Annotated in this window: 18 protein-coding genes; 11 read left to right on the top strand and 7 right to left on the bottom strand. The window is 69.8% G+C overall.

The window, feature by feature from the left end; genetic code table 11:
• Nucleotides 1–612, top strand: coding sequence for an OmpW/AlkL family protein (locus ACFOMP_RS16190; RefSeq protein WP_289893650.1), 612 nt, complete (start codon nucleotides 1–3; stop codon nucleotides 610–612).
• A gap of 50 nt (nucleotides 613–662) precedes the next feature.
• Here ACFOMP_RS16190 and ACFOMP_RS16185 read toward each other — a convergent pair whose 3' ends face one another.
• Genes ACFOMP_RS16185 through ACFOMP_RS16175 form a run of 3 tightly spaced genes read right to left on the bottom strand, consistent with a single transcriptional unit; the run spans nucleotide 663 to nucleotide 2817 of the window.
• Nucleotides 663–1148, bottom strand: a complete 486-nt coding sequence (locus ACFOMP_RS16185) for a lysozyme inhibitor LprI family protein (protein ID WP_379032391.1) — start codon at nucleotides 1146–1148, stop codon at nucleotides 663–665.
• Entirely contained in the window at nucleotides 1145–1657 is a 513-nt protein-coding gene (locus ACFOMP_RS16180; RefSeq protein ID WP_379032388.1) for a lysozyme inhibitor LprI family protein, read from the bottom strand. The genes ACFOMP_RS16185 and ACFOMP_RS16180 overlap by 4 nt, the downstream gene beginning before the upstream one ends.
• Complete coding sequence (locus tag ACFOMP_RS16175; protein WP_379032385.1) at nucleotides 1657–2817, bottom strand: isovaleryl-CoA dehydrogenase; 1161 nt, start codon at nucleotides 2815–2817, stop codon at nucleotides 1657–1659. Before ACFOMP_RS16175 ends, ACFOMP_RS16180 begins: the two co-directional genes overlap by 1 nt.
• A 176-nt stretch (nucleotides 2818–2993) precedes the next feature.
• On the opposite strand from ACFOMP_RS16175, the gene ACFOMP_RS16170 reads away from it, so the two are divergent.
• Together ACFOMP_RS16170 and cbiB are read left to right on the top strand one after the other, a co-directional pair.
• Nucleotides 2994–3560, top strand: a complete 567-nt coding sequence (locus tag ACFOMP_RS16170) for a histidine phosphatase family protein (RefSeq protein WP_379032382.1) — start codon at nucleotides 2994–2996, stop codon at nucleotides 3558–3560.
• Nucleotides 3557–4498 (top strand): adenosylcobinamide-phosphate synthase CbiB, encoded by a 942-nt coding sequence (gene cbiB / locus ACFOMP_RS16165; RefSeq protein WP_379032379.1) that lies wholly within the window; start codon nucleotides 3557–3559, stop codon nucleotides 4496–4498. Before ACFOMP_RS16170 ends, cbiB begins: the two co-directional genes overlap by 4 nt.
• Here cbiB and hemC read toward each other — a convergent pair.
• Nucleotides 4495–5436, bottom strand: coding sequence for a hydroxymethylbilane synthase (gene hemC / locus ACFOMP_RS16160; protein WP_289893656.1), 942 nt, complete (start codon nucleotides 5434–5436; stop codon nucleotides 4495–4497). The genes cbiB and hemC overlap by 4 nt on opposite strands.
• A 76-nt stretch (nucleotides 5437–5512) precedes the next feature.
• Between hemC and hemE the strand changes: the two genes are divergently transcribed.
• Complete coding sequence (hemE, locus tag ACFOMP_RS16155; RefSeq protein ID WP_289893657.1) at nucleotides 5513–6541, top strand: uroporphyrinogen decarboxylase; 1029 nt, start codon at nucleotides 5513–5515, stop codon at nucleotides 6539–6541.
• A gap of 10 nt (nucleotides 6542–6551) precedes the next feature.
• Entirely contained in the window at nucleotides 6552–7430 is an 879-nt protein-coding gene (locus ACFOMP_RS16150; protein ID WP_379032374.1) for an EamA family transporter, read from the top strand.
• Here the strand turns inward: ACFOMP_RS16150 and ACFOMP_RS16145 are convergent.
• The gene (locus tag ACFOMP_RS16145) at nucleotides 7417–8007 is read right to left on the bottom strand and encodes a LysE family translocator (RefSeq protein ID WP_289893659.1); all 591 of its coding nucleotides are present in this window, start codon (nucleotides 8005–8007) and stop codon (nucleotides 7417–7419) included. The two genes, ACFOMP_RS16150 and ACFOMP_RS16145, sit on opposite strands and share 14 nt — an antisense overlap.
• Before the next feature lie 76 nt (nucleotides 8008–8083).
• Between ACFOMP_RS16145 and ACFOMP_RS16140 the strand changes: the two genes are divergently transcribed.
• Together ACFOMP_RS16140 and ACFOMP_RS16135 are read left to right on the top strand one after the other, a co-directional pair.
• Complete coding sequence (locus tag ACFOMP_RS16140; RefSeq protein ID WP_379032371.1) at nucleotides 8084–8551, top strand: Lrp/AsnC family transcriptional regulator; 468 nt, start codon at nucleotides 8084–8086, stop codon at nucleotides 8549–8551.
• A gap of 141 nt (nucleotides 8552–8692) precedes the next feature.
• Nucleotides 8693–10234 (top strand): ATP-dependent DNA helicase, encoded by a 1542-nt coding sequence (locus ACFOMP_RS16135; RefSeq protein ID WP_379032368.1) that lies wholly within the window; start codon nucleotides 8693–8695, stop codon nucleotides 10232–10234.
• On the opposite strand, the gene ACFOMP_RS16130 is transcribed toward ACFOMP_RS16135, so the two are convergent.
• A complete protein-coding gene (locus ACFOMP_RS16130; protein WP_379032365.1) occupies nucleotides 10231–11052 on the bottom strand; it encodes an EcsC family protein in 822 nt (273 codons plus the stop codon). The genes ACFOMP_RS16135 and ACFOMP_RS16130 overlap by 4 nt on opposite strands.
• A 144-nt stretch (nucleotides 11053–11196) precedes the next feature.
• On the opposite strand from ACFOMP_RS16130, the gene ACFOMP_RS16125 reads away from it, so the two are divergent.
• Nucleotides 11197–11670: an Ivy family c-type lysozyme inhibitor gene (locus tag ACFOMP_RS16125; RefSeq protein WP_289893663.1), complete on the top strand. Its 474-nt coding sequence runs from the start codon at nucleotides 11197–11199 to the stop codon at nucleotides 11668–11670.
• Here the strand turns inward: ACFOMP_RS16125 and ACFOMP_RS16120 are convergent.
• On the bottom strand, nucleotides 11655–12230 hold the full coding sequence (locus ACFOMP_RS16120; protein ID WP_289893664.1) for a GNAT family N-acetyltransferase: 576 nt from the start codon (nucleotides 12228–12230) through the stop codon (nucleotides 11655–11657). The two genes, ACFOMP_RS16125 and ACFOMP_RS16120, sit on opposite strands and share 16 nt — an antisense overlap.
• A gap of 211 nt (nucleotides 12231–12441) precedes the next feature.
• Here ACFOMP_RS16120 and ACFOMP_RS16115 point away from each other — a divergent pair, with 211 nt between their 5' ends.
• The 3 genes from ACFOMP_RS16115 to ispH are packed head-to-tail and all read left to right on the top strand — an operon-like array spanning nucleotide 12442 to nucleotide 14591.
• Complete coding sequence (locus ACFOMP_RS16115; protein ID WP_289893665.1) at nucleotides 12442–13038, top strand: flavin reductase family protein; 597 nt, start codon at nucleotides 12442–12444, stop codon at nucleotides 13036–13038.
• A complete protein-coding gene (locus ACFOMP_RS16110) occupies nucleotides 13038–13601 on the top strand; it encodes an adenine phosphoribosyltransferase (protein WP_379032360.1) in 564 nt (187 codons plus the stop codon). The genes ACFOMP_RS16115 and ACFOMP_RS16110 overlap by 1 nt, the downstream gene beginning before the upstream one ends.
• A 39-nt stretch (nucleotides 13602–13640) precedes the next feature.
• Nucleotides 13641–14591, top strand: a complete 951-nt coding sequence (gene ispH, locus ACFOMP_RS16105) for a 4-hydroxy-3-methylbut-2-enyl diphosphate reductase (RefSeq protein WP_379032357.1) — start codon at nucleotides 13641–13643, stop codon at nucleotides 14589–14591.
• Nucleotides 14592–14640: the final 49 nt, after the last annotated feature.

Below are 14640 nucleotides of genomic sequence, written 5' to 3'. Positions count from 1 at the left end.
ATGAGACAGAAGCTCGCCCTTGCCGCGGCGCTCGCCGCGTTTGCCTTGCCGGCGCTGGCGCAATCGCAGGGGGAATGGACCCTGGGTTTTGGCATCGCCAACGTGAACCCGAAATCCGACAATGGCAGCCTGGCCGGCGGCGCCTATCCGATCGAAATCGGCGACAGCACCCGGCCGACCATCACCTTCGAATATTTCATCCGCGACAATCTTGGCATCGAGCTGCTGGGCGCCCTGCCCTTCAAGCACGCGATCCGGTCGAACGGCACCGAGATCGGCACCGTGAAGCACCTGCCGCCGGTCGTCTCGCTGCAATACCATTTCGACGCCACGCCGCGGTTCAAGCCCTTTGTCGGCCTGGGCGTGAACTTCACCGGCTTCTGGGACGCCGAGGCCGGGGGGCCGCTGGCCGGCTCCGATCTGCGGGTCAAGAACAGCTGGGGCCTGGCCGCGCATCTGGGCGGCGATTACTGGATCAACGACCGGGCGGCGATCCGCGCCGACCTGCGCTGGATCGACATCGATTCGGATGTCGAGCTGAACGGCGCCAAGATCGGCGAAGTCGAGGTCGATCCGCTGGTCGCCGGCATCGGCTACGTGATGAGGTTCTAGGCCGGTGCCGGGGCGTCCCGTGACGGGGCGCCCCTGTTCCGGGGGCCGGTTCATTCGGCATCTCCCAGCGCCATGAGCAGTGCGACCTGCCGGGCGGTCTCGTCCCGGATGCAGCGGGCGCGGGCCAGATCCCCCTTGCCCTCGGCGGCGGCGTCCCGGGCTTGGTTGCACAGGGCCTCGCGGAACTGCAGCCAGTTGCGTTCCACCTGGCGCAGCGCCTCCGGCGGCTTGGCGGCCCTTTCGCCCTGCGCCTCCAGCGCTGCCTCGTAGACCCCGGTCAGCTTCGCTTCCCAGGCCTGATGCGAGGCATCGAGACAGTTGGCCATCGGAAAATCCGGGTCGTCTCCGGTATATTTGCCGCGCGCGTAGTCGAGACAGGCTTCCATGCCGGTGCCGGCGCAATCGGCGCGGGCGCCTTGGGTCGGCGCCTTGGCAAGGCATCGGTCGATAACGGCCGGGTCGAAGCCCGACGCGTCGCCGGCGAAGCATGGCGCCGCCAGCAGCAGGGCCAGCGCGCATCCGGCCAGCCGCGTCATTCGATTCCCTCCGCGATATCGCGCAGGCGCAGGGCCTGTTCGGCCGTCAGCCGCAACACGCAATCCTGGGCCGCCGGACCGCCCAGCGTGCCGCCCTGATAGCGCAGGCCCTCGTAGCGGCAGGAGGAGTCGCGGAAGGCGATCCAGTGGCGCTGCGCCTGCTGCAGGGCCGGGGCCGCGGGTATGGCGGCCGAGCCGAGTTCGGCCAGCTCGGCATCCGCCGCCTTGGCGGTCTTCAGCGCCCGCTCGTAATAGCCGTTCAGCAGCTTGTCCCAATCCTTCGCCTCATGGCCCAGGCAGTCCACCATGCCCACGGTGGTCTCGCCGCCCGGCGTCGCCATGCATTGCCTCGAGGCCTGGCCGATGCAGCCCGGCAGCCCCGGCCCGGCGCCGGCATCGGTTTCCGCATCCGCGATGCATTTCGCAAAACCATCGGCATCGTATCGCGGCCCGTCCTGGGCCAGAACCGGGCCGGCGGCCAGCAGAAGGGACAGGACAAGCAGGCGCATCAGGCGATCTCCATCAGTTGACGCCCGATCAACATGCGGCGGATTTCCGAAGTTCCGGCGCCGATCTCCATCAGCTTGGCGTCGCGGAACAACCGGCTGACCGCCGAATCGTTCAGGAAGCCCGCGCCGCCCAGCGCCTGCACGGCCTGATGCGCCTGCACCATGGCCTGTTCGCTGGCGTAAAGCACCGCGCCGGCGGCATCCTGCCGCGTGACCTTGCCGGCATCGCAGGCTTTCGCCACCTCGTAGACATAGGCCCGCGCCGTGTTCAGCGCGACATACATGTCGGCGATCTTGCCCTGCATCAGCTGGAACGAACCGATGGGCTGGCCGAACTGCTTGCGTTCCTTGACATAGGGCATGACCTCGTCGAGGCAGGCGGCCATGATGCCGGTGCCGATCCCCGACAGCACCAGCCGCTCGTAATCAAGGCCGGACATCAGCACCCGCACGCCCTTGCCCTCGGTGCCCAGCACGTTCTCGAAGGGCACCTCGCAATCCTGGAAGATCAGCTCGCCGGTGTTCGAGCCGCGCATGCCCAGCTTGTCGAAATGCGGGCTGGTCGAGAAGCCCTTCATGCCGCGCTCGACGATGAAGGCGGTGATGCCTTTCGAGCCCGCCTCGGGATCGGTCTTGGCATAGACCACCAGCACATGCGCGTCCGGCGCGTTGGTGATCCAGTATTTGTTGCCGTTCAGCACATAGCGGTCATTCTTCTTTTCGGCGCGCAGCTTCATGCCGACCACGTCGCTGCCCGCCCCTTCCTCGGACATGGCCAGCGCGCCGACCGCCTTGCCGCTGCACAGGTCGGGCAGGTATTTCGCCCGCTGCTCGTCGCTGCCGTTCAGCTTGATCTGGTTCACGCAAAGGTTGGAATGCGCGCCATAGGACAGGCTGACCGAGGCCGAGGCGCGGGCGATCTCCTCGGTGGCGATGACATGCGCCAGATAGCCCATGCCGCTGCCGCCGAACTGCTCGGGCACGGTGATGCCCAGAAGGCCCAGATCGCCCATCTCGCGCCACAGTTCGTTCGGGAAGGCGTTGCTGCGGTCCACCTCGGCCGCGATGGGCTTCACCCGCTCCTGCGCCCAGCGATGGACGGTGTCGCGCAGCGCGTTCACGTCCTCGCCCAGATCGAACTGCATTCCCGCGGTGAACATCGGCCATCTCCTCCGTTTATTGAACGAGTGTTCATTTAATTGGTTTATGCCGCCAGGTCGGGGCCTGCGTCAAGCCTGTTCTCGGCGGCTTGGGGCGATCCTGCGCCCGTCGGGACCGCGTTGACAAGCCTGCGGCCACGCGCCATTCCTGCCGCGCCTAGCCGCAAGGATGCCCGATGAGCCCGCTTCCCGATACCGCCGCGCGGCTGCTGATCCTGCGCCATGCGCCGCTGGCCCGGCCGGGGCTTGCGGGGCGCTGCGATGTCGAGGCGGATTGCAGCGACAGCGCGGCGCTCGACTGGGCGCGCGCGGCGCTGCATGGGGCCGCGAGGTATTGGTCCAGCCCCGCCCTGCGCTGCCGCCAGACCTGCGCGGCCTTGGGGCTGACCCCCGAATGGCACGCCGATCTGTGGGAGCAGGATTTCGGTGCCTGGGAAGAACCCGGCGCGATTATCCCCGACCTCGGCCCGCTGCCGCCCGAGCAGCTGGCGCGCCAGCGCCCGCCGGGGGGCGAAAGCTTTCTCGACATGGCGGCGCGGGTGCAGCCGCTTTTCGACCGGGCGTGCGGCCCGGTGGCCGTCGTCGCCCATGCCGGCACGGTGCGGGCGGCGCTGGCGCTGGCGGTCGGCCCGGCGGCGCTGGCCTTTTCGGTGGCGCCGCTGTCGCTGACCATCCTGTCGCGCAGCCCCGCCGGCTGGGCCGTCGAGGCGGTCAACCGGGTCGCGCCCCAGGTCGGGCCATGATCCTGTCGCAAGAGACGCTGACCATTGCGCTGGTGGCGCTGCTGGCCGATGCGCTGATCGGCTGGCCCGAGGCGTTTTATCGCCGCGTTTCGCATCCGGTGGTCTGGATCGGCCGGCTGATCTCGGCGCTGGACGCAAGCTGGAACCGGGGCGGGAATCGCATCGCCCGCGGCGCGGTGGCGGTGGCGGTGACGGTCGGCGCGGCGCTGCTTCCGGCGCTGCTGCTGACCTGGGCGCTCATGCCGCTGCCCTTCGGCCCCGTCCTGCTGGGCCTGCTGGCCTGGCCGCTGGTCGCCACCCGCTCGCTGCACGACCATGTCGCCGCGGTGGCGCGCCCCTTGGCCGCGGGGAATGTTCCGGCGGCGAAAGCGGCCGTGGCGATGATCGTCGGCCGCGACCTGGACGACCGGCCCGAACCCATCGCCCGCGCCGCGCTGGAAAGCCTGGCCGAGAACACCTCGGACGGCGTCGTCGCCCCCATCCTGTGGGCGGCGGTCGCTGGGCTGCCGGGCATCGCCGCCTACAAGGCCGTCAACACGCTCGATTCGATGATCGGCCACATGAGCCCGCGCCATGCGCTGTTCGGCCGGGTGGCGGCACGGCTGGACGATCTGGTGAACCTGCCGGCCTCGCGGCTGACGGCGCTGCTGTTCCTGCTGGCCGCGGCCCCGGCGGGGGGACGTGCCGCAGGGGTGATCCGGCGCGACGCCCGCCGCCACCGCTCGCCCAATGCCGGCTGGCCCGAAGCGGCCATGGCCGGCGCGCTGGACGTGCGCCTGTCCGGCCCGCGCCGCTATCACGGCATCGAGACGCCCGAGCCCTGGCTGAACGGGAATGCCCGCGATCCGCAGCCGCGCGACCTGTTGGCCGGGCTGCGGCTTTATCGCCGCGCCATGGCGCTGCTGGGCCTGGGCCTTGCGGCGCTGCTGCTGGCCTAGGACCAGTCGAAGAAATCGGCGGGCGCCCGGCGGCGCAATTCCTCGGCCAGGTCGGTGCCCATGGCGGCGCCGTCCGAGGCCGGTCCGGCGCGTTCACCCGCGATCACCTCGCTGCCGTCGGGGCGCAGGATCTCGCCGCGCAGCCGCAGCCGGTCTCCCTGCAATTCCGCCAGCCCGGCGATGGGCGTCTGGCAGGAGCCGTCGAGCCGGGCGAGGAAGGCGCGCTCGGCCGTCACCCGCAGTGCGCTGTCCCGGTCCGAGATCGCCGCCAGCAGCGCGGCGATGCGCGAGTCATCGGCGCGCCGCTCGACCCCGATGCAGCCCTGCGCCACCGCGGGCAGCATTTCCTCGGGATCGACCGCGCCGCGCGCCACATGCAGCATCCCCAGCCGCGTCAGCCCCGCCATGGCCAGGAACGTCGCCACCGCGACCCCATCCTCCAGTTTTTTCAACCGGGTCTGGACGTTTCCCCGAAACTCCACGAGCTTCAGATCCGGCCGCCGCGCGGCCAGCTGCGCCCGCCGCCGCAGGCTCGAGGAACCGACGATAGCGCCTTGCGGCAGCTCGGAAATCGCCGCGAATTGCGCGCTGACGAAAGCGTCGCGCACATCCTCGCGCGGCAGGTAGCAGTCGATCAGCAGACCTTCGGGCTGGATCGTCGGCATGTCCTTCATCGAATGCACGGCGATGTCGATGTCCTGCGCCAGCAGCGCGTCCTCGATCTCGCGGGTGAACAGGCCCTTGCCGCCGATCTCCTTCAGCGGCCGGTCCAGCACCCGGTCGCCGGTGGTCTTGATTACCACGATCTGGAAGGTCTCGGCGGCAAGGCCATGCGCGGCCATCAGCCGGTCGCGGGTCTCGTGCGCCTGCGCCAGCGCCAGGGCCGAGCCACGGGTGCCGATGCGGATGGGGTTCTGGGGGTCGGGCATCTGGGTCATGGCAAAGGGCTTAGCGCCCCCCCTCGGCCTTGACAACGGGGCCGTGCGCGCCATGAAGGGCCGCAAGAGGTGAAGCATGTCCGAAAAAACCATCCTGCGCGCGCTGAAGGGCGAGCGTCTGCCCGTCCCGCCCGTCTGGATGATGCGCCAGGCCGGCCGCTATCTGCCGGAATACCGCGCCACCCGCGCCCAGGCCGGCGACTTTTTGTCGCTGTGCTATACGCCGGACCTGGCGGCCGAGGTGACGCTGCAGCCGATCCGCCGCTATGGTTTCGACGCGGCGATTCTGTTCGCCGACATCCTGCTGCTGCCCCAGGCGCTGGGGCTGGATCTGTGGTTCGTCACCGGCGAGGGGCCGCGGCTTTCGACCGTCACTTCCGCCGCCGAGGTCGCGGCGCTGAAACCGGCGGCCGCCATCCATGACACGCTGGCGCCGGTCTATGAAACCGTCCGTATCCTGGCGCGCGAACTGCCGGGGGAAACCACGCTGATCGGCTTTGCCGGCGCGCCCTGGACCGTCGCCACCTACATGGTCGCCGGCCGCGGCACCCCCGACCAGGCCCCGGCGCATGGTTTCATGGCCGAGGATCGCGCCGCATTCGCCGCGCTGATCGACCGCATCACCGAGGCGACCATCGACTATCTCTCGGCCCAGGTCGAGGCCGGGGCCGAGGTGGTGAAGCTGTTCGACAGCTGGGCCGGCTCGCTCAAGGGCCGGGATTTCGACGATTTCGCCGTCGAGCCCGCGCGCCGGATCATCGCGGCGCTCAAGGCCCGCCACCCCGGCATCCCGGTGATCGCCTTCCCGCGCGAGGCGGGGCCGCGCTATGCCGGCTTCGCCCGCGCCACCGGTGCCGATTGCGTGGCGCTGGACAATTCCGTCAGCGCCGATTGGGCGGCGGCCGAGGTGCAGAAGGACGGCTGCGTGCAGGGCAATCTCGACCCGCGCCTGCTGGTCAGCGGCGGCCCGGCGCTGGAGACCGAGGCCCGGCGCATCGTCCGCGCCTTCTCGCAGGGGCCGCATATCTTCAACCTCGGCCATGGCATCACCCCCGAAGCCGATCCCGAGAACGTCACGCGGATGCTGGCCGCGATCCGCGGCTGACGGACGGGCCTTGGGCTGGATCGTCGCCACGCTGATCGCCGCCGCGGCCCAGACCGGCCGCAATGCGGCGCAGCGGCGGCTGACCGCGGAACTGGGCACCATGGGCGCGACCGCCGTGCGTTTCCTGTTCGGCCTGCCCTTCGCGGCGCTGGTGCTGGCCGGGATGGCGGCGCTGGTGCCGGTGCCCATGCCCGACGCCACGGTGCTGGCATGGGCGGCGCTGGGGGCGGCATCGCAGATCGCCGCCACCGCGCTGATGCTGCTGACGATGGAGCGCCGCGGTTTCGGCGTCGCCACAGCGCTGATCAAGACCGAGCCGGTGACGCTGGCGCTGATCGGCACCCTGATCCTGGCCGAGCCGCTGGGCCCCGCCCGCATGGCGGCGATCGCCGCGGCGACGCTGGGCGTGCTGCTGATGTCGGGCGCGGACTGGCGGCACGGCGGCTGGCGCGCCGCCAGTCTGGGCATCGCGGCTGGGGCACTGTTCGGCCTTTCGGCCATCGGCTTTCGCGGCGCGATCCTCGCCCTGCCCTTCGGCGCCGAGCCGGTCCGCGCCGCAACCATCCTCGTTCTCAGCCTCGCGCTGCAAAGCGCGATCATGCTGGCCTGGCTGGGCACGCTCGACCGCTCGGCACTGGCCGGAATCGCCCGGCATTGGCGCGGCTCGCTGGGCGCCGGGGCGCTTGGGGCGCTGGCCTCGCTGTTCTGGTTCCTGGGCTTCGCGCTGACCGCGGCGGCCAATGTCCGCACGCTGGCGCTGGTCGAGGTGGTGATGGCGCAGCTCGTCTCGGGCCGGGTGTTCCGCGAGGGCATCTGCCCGCGGCAACTGGCCGGCATGGCGCTGATCGTGCTGGGCGTCGTCGCGCTGATCGCGGTCAGTGCCCGGTGACCACCGGCAGCATCGAACCGACCAGCAGCAGCGCCATCGCCCGGTTGAACAGCCGCAGCCGCGCCGGCTGGGACAGGACGCCGCGCAGTCCCTGCCCCATCGCCGCCCAAAGCGCGACCGAGGGCAGGTTCACCAGGGTGAAGACCAGCGCCACCACCAGCGTGCCGCCGACCCCGGCCGAATAGGCCGAAAGCGCCCCCAGCGCCATCATCCAGGCCTTGGGATTGACCCATTGAAAGGCGCAGGCGGCCAGAAAGCCCATCGGCCGCGCCGCCGCGCCCTCGGTCCCCGGCGCCGCGGCATGGGCGATCTTCCAGGCCAGCCACAGCACATAGGCCATACTGATCCATTTCAGCGCCTCGGCCAGACGCGGCGCGCTGGCGATCAGCCGGTCCACGCCCAGTCCCAGCAGCGCCACCATGGCGCCGAACCCCAGCGCCACGCCCAGAAGATGCGGAATGCTGCGACGGATGCCGAAATTCGCCCCCGAGGCCATCAGCATCAGGTTGTTGGGCCCCGGCGTGACCGAGGTGACGAAGGCGAAGGCGACAAGCGCCAAAAGGATCTGGTGCGACATTGCGGATTTCCCTGAAGATCCCGCAATGATATTGTGACTTTCATGCAATTTCTGGCCTGATTTGCAAATGAACCTGATGCAAGGACAATCAAATTTCGAAATAGACCAAGTTTCCGCGCGGATCTTGCGTATCCTGGCGCGGAACGGCCGCATTCCGAATCAACAGCTCGCCGCCGAGGTCGGGCTGTCGCCTTCGGCCTGCCTGCGCCGGGTGCAGGATCTGGAACGCCGCGGCGCCATCCAGGGCTATCGCGCCGTCATCGCCCCCGCCGCCCGCGCCGCGGGCTTCACCGCCTATGTCACCGTGGGCCTCGCCCGCCATTCCAACGAGGCGCAGCAGGCCTTCGAGCGCGCCTGCCTGGCGGCGCCGCAGGTGCGGGAATGCCACAACATCACCGGCTCGATCGAATATCTGCTGCGGGTCGAGGTCCGCGATCTGGATGCCTATCGCCGCTTCCATACCGAGGTTCTGGGCGCCTTCCCGCAGATCGCCACCATCACCACCCATGTCGTCATGGGCTCGCCCAAGGACGAGCGGGCCTGATTGCTTCAGCCTTGCATGGGTATTTGGGCAACAGAGAAGACCAGGACGGGATGGGTCTTCTTCGTTGTCCAAATACCCAAATCGCGGCGGCGGCGCCGGATCGGCCTTTCCGCCCCTCGCGTCGCGGGCTAACAAGGCCGCATGACCCTGCCCGCCCTTTCCCCCGATCAGGCCGAAGCCTGGGACGCGCTTGCCGCCGTGCTGGAGGATTCCGGCATCGACCTGGTTTCGGAAGAGACCGCGCCGCCGAAACCCGGCAAGGGCCGGGTCATGGCGGTGATCGGCAAGGCCGGCTCGGGCAAGACCCTGCTGCTGGCGGAACTGACCAAGGCGCTGAAGGCGGCCGGGGTCGACATCGTCTCGGGCGATTACGAGGGGCGCAAGCGCAAGGACCGCCGCACCGTCGCCATCCTGGCCCCCACCAACAAGGCGGCCTTTGTGCTGCGCATGCGCGGCGTGCCGGCGACCACGATCCACCGCATCCTCTATACGCCGGTCTATGACCCGGAATACGAGCGCATCGCCGACTGGCTGACCGGCGTCGGCGAGCGCCCTTCCGTCGAGGGGCTGATAGAGGGGCTGACCGAGGCGGCGCTGGACAGGGCGAAAGCCTTTTACGATCAGCACGCCTCGATCCCCGGCGCGCTGGCCGCCGCCGGGTTGCGCGGCTCGGATTTCATTCGCGGCTGGAAGCGGCGCGAGGACGGGCTGGACATCGGGCTGATCGACGAGGCCTCGATGCTGGACCAGCGCCAGTTCGAGGATCTGCGCGAGATCTTCCCGGTGCTGATCCTGTTCGGCGACCCGGCGCAGCTGGCCCCGGTCGGGCAGTCGGGCGAGATGGTCTTCGACCGGCTGGCCGCCCCGCAGCGGCTGACGCTGAGCCGCATCCACCGGCAGGAGGGCGACAGCCCGATCCTCGACCTTGCCCATGCGCTGGCCGATCCGGCGCTGGAATTCGATGCCTTCGAGCGCATGATCCGCGACGCCGCCGCCCGCGACCCGCGGGTGATCTGGGCCGAGCGGGTGGAATCCGACCTGATGGCGCAAAGCCCGGTGCTGGTCTGGCGCAACATCACCCGCATCAAGCTGATCCAGGCCTTCCGGTCCGCCTATGGCGCGCCGGGCGATGCGCTGCTGCCGGGCGAGCCGCTGATCTGCGACGGGCTGGAACTGCCCCTGAAGCACCGCAAGAAGCGCATCGACCTGGAGGCGCGCGGGCTGATCAAGGGCGCGCAGGTGGTCTATCTGGGCCCCGGCCGCAAGCCCGGCTTCTCGCGGCTGCATGTCGTGGGCGCCGAGGAGCCGCGGCTGTCCGCCGCCAGCATCGTCAAGATCGAGATCCCGGATGTCGAGGAGCCGTTCATCCCCTTCGCCGCGCGCATGGGGGCCACCTTCCTGCATGGTGCGGCGGTGACGATCCACAAGGCGCAGGGCAGCCAATGGCCCGACGTGCAGGTCTTCGGCCCCGATATCAGCGCCGCCGCCTGGTCGGGCCGCAGCGAGGCCGGCATCGCGCTGTGGAAGCGGCTGGCCTATGTCGCCATCACCCGCGCGCAGGAGCGGCTGCACTGGGTGGTGAAATCCCGCCTTGCCCGGCCCTCGGCGCCCTTGGGCATCGCGCATCTGGAAGCCCCCGCCGGCGTGCTGGAACTGGCGGCCGAGACCGAGACCGAAGCCTAGCGCCGGCGCGACAATTTGCGCGCCGCGGTGTTGGGGCGCAGCTGCACCATGCGCAGTTCCAGCGCCTCGGCCAGCGCCTCGCGCGGGATGCCGGTTTCCTGCGACAGCCGCAGCAGGCCGAAATGCACCCGCGCCAGTTCCTGATAATAGCGGGTGAAGTGATAGTTGATCGTCGCCCCGGCGAAGGCGCCCAGCACCGGCACGGTCTGCGCCGCCAGCTTCTGCGCCAGCGAGGCCGACAGCCGCGGCGCCACCCGGCCGATCAGCGCCTGCACCGTATGGCCGGTAATGGTCATCCGCGCCGTCAGCAGGCCCAGATCCGTGCCGTCGTCATCCGAAAGCGGCCCGGCCGAGGCGAAGACATGCAGCGCCTCGTGCCGCGCCGCGTCCGAAGCCGGATCGAAGCCGTGTTCCGAGGCGATGTCCATGATCGCCCGCAGCAGCAGCGTGACCGTCACCGGCAGTTCCAGCGCCGCCCCGCCGATCCCGGCCAGCCCGCCCACCGCGCCCGAGGTGGTCGAAAGCAGGCGGTTGAACAGGTCGCCGCGATCCCGCAGCATTCCGCGCGACCGCGAGGCCGCGTCGAAGGCGCGGTTCAGCGCCGCCAGCGTGATGCGGTCCATGCGCCCGCGCACCGATTGCGGCAGGCGCTCGATCAGCCCCTCGGCCTTGCCGCCGATCGCGGTCAGCAGTTCCATCGCCACCCCGCCCGCTTCGAGATAGCGCCGGGCAAGCCGGTCGATCTCGACATGGACGGTGGGGTCGGTGATCGGGGGCAGCACATCCTGCCGGAGAGGTATGGGGGTGTTCTCGGTCATTCCGGGGAAACCTTGCAGTATCGTGCCCTGCGGCACAAGATCGCGACGGCAAGGGAACCCGCAAGCCTCGCGACAGGTTCCTTGGTGCAGACGAAATCCTGCCATCCGGCGGGACAAGGAAGAACGCGAACGAGGAACACCCGAATGAATATCCGCCGCCTGATCCCCGCCCTTACCCTTGCCGCCGGGCTCGGCCTCGGCCAGGCCGCGCTGGCCCAGGAAGACGCCGGCCCGACGCTGGCCGATCTGGGCCAGGACCAGGCGCTGACCGCCGCCTTCGAGAAGATGGCCGCGGGGCACGAGGTTCCCGCCTGGATCCGCGAGGGCATGGTCACCACGCCCAGTCAGAAGGTTTCGTTCGGCGGCAAGGACTATCTGGCGATGACCGGCTGCAAGCAGCACGACTGCGCGGCGAACCAGGTCGCCATGCTCTATGCCCCCGACAGCGACAAGGCCTATGGGGTTCTTTCGGTCCATGACGGCAAGGGCGCCGAATTGCTGACCTGGCTCAATATCGGCGGCGATGCGGAATCGATCGACGGCCGGACCATCCTCTATGCCGCGCTGACGGGCAGCCTGGCGAACCACCCCGAAGCCTTCGATTACCCGGCCGAGTGATCGGGCGGTTCGATTTCGGTGCAGCCGCGGCCTGCGGGCGGGTCGCGGCGCATCTCGTTCCCGCTGGCGCTGTCGCCGGCCTCGCGTTCGACCGGGCCGGCGACGCCCTGCCAGGCGCCCGGCGCCAGTTCGATCCCCAGCACGCGGTCGGGGTTGGTCGGCGGCGGCATCTCGACGCCTTCGAGCTTCCAGAAGCCGAAGCGCCGGTAATAGGGCAGATCGCCGACCAGCATCACCCGGCGCCAGCCCATCTCGGCCGCGCGGGTCAGGCTTTCGCGCATCAGCAGCCCGCCCAGCCCCTCGCCCTGCGTCGTCGGGTGGACGGCGACCGGGCCGAGCAGCAGCACCGGCCTGCCGCCCACGCGCACCGGCCAGTAGCGGATGGCGCCCATCAACGCGCCGAATTCGTTGCGCAGCATCAGGCAGAGCGGCCGGACCGGCGCCACGCCGTCGCGCAGTCGATAGGAGGACAGCGCCGTGCGCCCCGGCGCGAAGCACAGATCCAGAAGCGCCTCGACCTCGGGCGTGTCGGCGGGGGTTTCGGGGCAAAGTTCGTACATCCTGCCTCCGCTCGTGGGGTCGGGATTCGGGGCTCGGGCCTGGCGCGGCGCAGGCACCGCCTAACATGCGGGGGCGGCGACGAAAACCGCCTGCGGGATCACGAAACGCAAAATTCCCGGGCATCGCGACGCGGCGCGCAGCAGGCTTGACGCGTCGCGCGCATGAGGTCACTTCTGGGGCCGCATCAGCCATGAAACAGCGAGGCCAGCCATGTTCTACCGACCCCAGGACGGCCACGGGCTGCCGCACAACCCGCTGAACGCCATCGTGGCGCCGCGGCCCATCGGCTGGATCTCGACCCGCGGCCGGCAGGGCGACAACCTGGCGCCCTATTCCTTCTTCAACCTGACGGCCTATGTGCCGCCGCAGGTGATGTTCGCCTCGACCTCGGCCAAGCCGGACCGGCAGGGCACCAAGGACAGCGTGGCGCAGATCGCGCAGTCGCGGGTGTTCTGCGTCAACATCGCCGACGGGCCGCTGAAGGACCAGGTCAATGCCAGCTCGGCCGCCTTTCCCGCCGGGGTGGACGAATTCGAAGCCGCCGGCATCGCGTCCGCGGAATGCGAAAGCATCGACTGCCCGCGCGTCGCCGGGGCCGCCGCGGCGCTGGAATGCCGCGCCACCCGCATCCTGCGGCTGGCGGGCGAGGCGAATTTCATGGTGCTGGGCGTCGTCACCGGCATCCATCTGCGCGAGGATTGCCTGAAGGACGGCCGCTTCGACCTGCGCGCCACCGGCTGGCTGTCGCGCATGGGCTACAAGGATTACACCATCACCACCCAGACCTTCGAGATGGAGCGCCCCTGATGGAAAACCGGCCGGAAAAGCGCCGCCGCGACGACCGCACGGTGCGCGACTACATCCGCACCATCGTGGATTTCCCGCATGAGGGCATCCTGTTTCGCGACGTGACCACGCTGTTTGCCGATGCGCGCGGCTTTCGCATGGCGGTGGACCAGCTGCTGGCCGCCTATGCCGGCGAGGATATCGACAAGGTGGTGGGGCTGGAGGCGCGCGGCTTCATCCTGGGCGGCGCGGTGGCGCACCAGCTGTCGGTGGGCTTCGTGCCGATCCGCAAGAAGGGCAAGCTGCCCGGCGCCGTGATCAGCCAGGCCTATGCGCTGGAATATGGCGAGGCGGTGATGGAGATGCATGACGACGCCCTGAAGCCTGGCGAGCGGGTGCTGATCGTCGACGACCTGCTGGCCACCGGCGGCACCGCGGCGGCCGGGATCTCGCTGTGCCGGCGGCTGGGGGCCGAAGTGGTGGGCTGCGCCTTCGTGATCGAGCTGCCCGAGCTGGGCGGCCGCACGCTGCTGGAGGGGCTGGGCCACGAGGTCCATGCCCTGACCAGTTTCGAAGGCGCCTGATCCCTTGCGGCAGGCCCCGGCCGGGGTTAGGTGAAGCCCATGGACAAGAAACCGCCCCTGACCCTTTACCTGGCCGCGCCGCGCGGCTTCTGCGCCGGCGTGGACCGCGCCATCAAGATCGTCGAGATGGCGCTGCAGAAATGGGGCGCCCCGGTCTATGTCCGCCACGAGATCGTGCATAACAAGTTCGTCGTGGACTCCTTGCGCGACAAGGGCGCGGTTTTCGTCGAGGAGCTGGACGAGTGCCCGGACGACCGGCCGGTGATCTTCTCGGCCCATGGCGTGCCCAAGGCGGTGCCGGCCGAGGCGCGCCGGCGCGAGATGGTCTTCGTCGACGCCACCTGCCCGCTGGTCAGCAAGGTGCATGTCGAGGCCGAGCGCCATCACGCCGAGGGGCTGCAGATGGTGATGATCGGTCATGCCGGCCACCCGGAGGTGCTGGGCACCATGGGGCAATTGCCCGAGGGCGAGGTGCTGCTGGTCGAGACGGTCGAGGACGTGGCGAAGATCGCGCCCCGCGATCCCTCGCGGCTGGCCTTCATCACCCAGACCACGCTGTCGGTCGACGACACCGCCGCCATCGTCGCGGCGCTGCAGGTCCGCTTTCCGGGCATCGTCGGCCCGGCCAAGGAGGATATCTGCTATGCCACGACCAACCGGCAGGCCTCGGTCAAGGCGATTGCCGGGCGGATCGACGCGCTTCTGGTGATCGGGGCGCCGAACAGTTCGAACTCGCGCCGGCTGGTCGAGGTCGGCAGCGCCGCCGGCTGCGCCTATTCGCAGCTGGTGATGCGCGCCGACCAGATCGACTGGCGGGCCATTGCGGGCGCGCGGGCGGTGGGGGTGACCGCCGGCGCCTCGGCCCCCGAGGTGCTGGTCGACGAGGTGGTCGCGGCCTTTCGCGCGCGCTATGACCTGACCGTCGAGATGGTCGAGACGGCGCGCGAGAATGTCGAGTTCAAGGTGCCGCGGGTGCTGCGCGAAGCCTGAGGCGGAGTGCTGGCGGCGCGGATGTTGGGGGCGCTGCCCCCGGCCCTGC

Origin of the sequence: Paracoccus simplex, from assembly GCF_042648325.1 — a bacterium.
GTDB lineage: Bacteria > Pseudomonadota > Alphaproteobacteria > Rhodobacterales > Rhodobacteraceae > Paracoccus > Paracoccus simplex.
The sequence above is the reverse complement of the archived record's forward strand: the minus strand, read 5'-3'. Positions and strand labels throughout refer to the sequence as shown.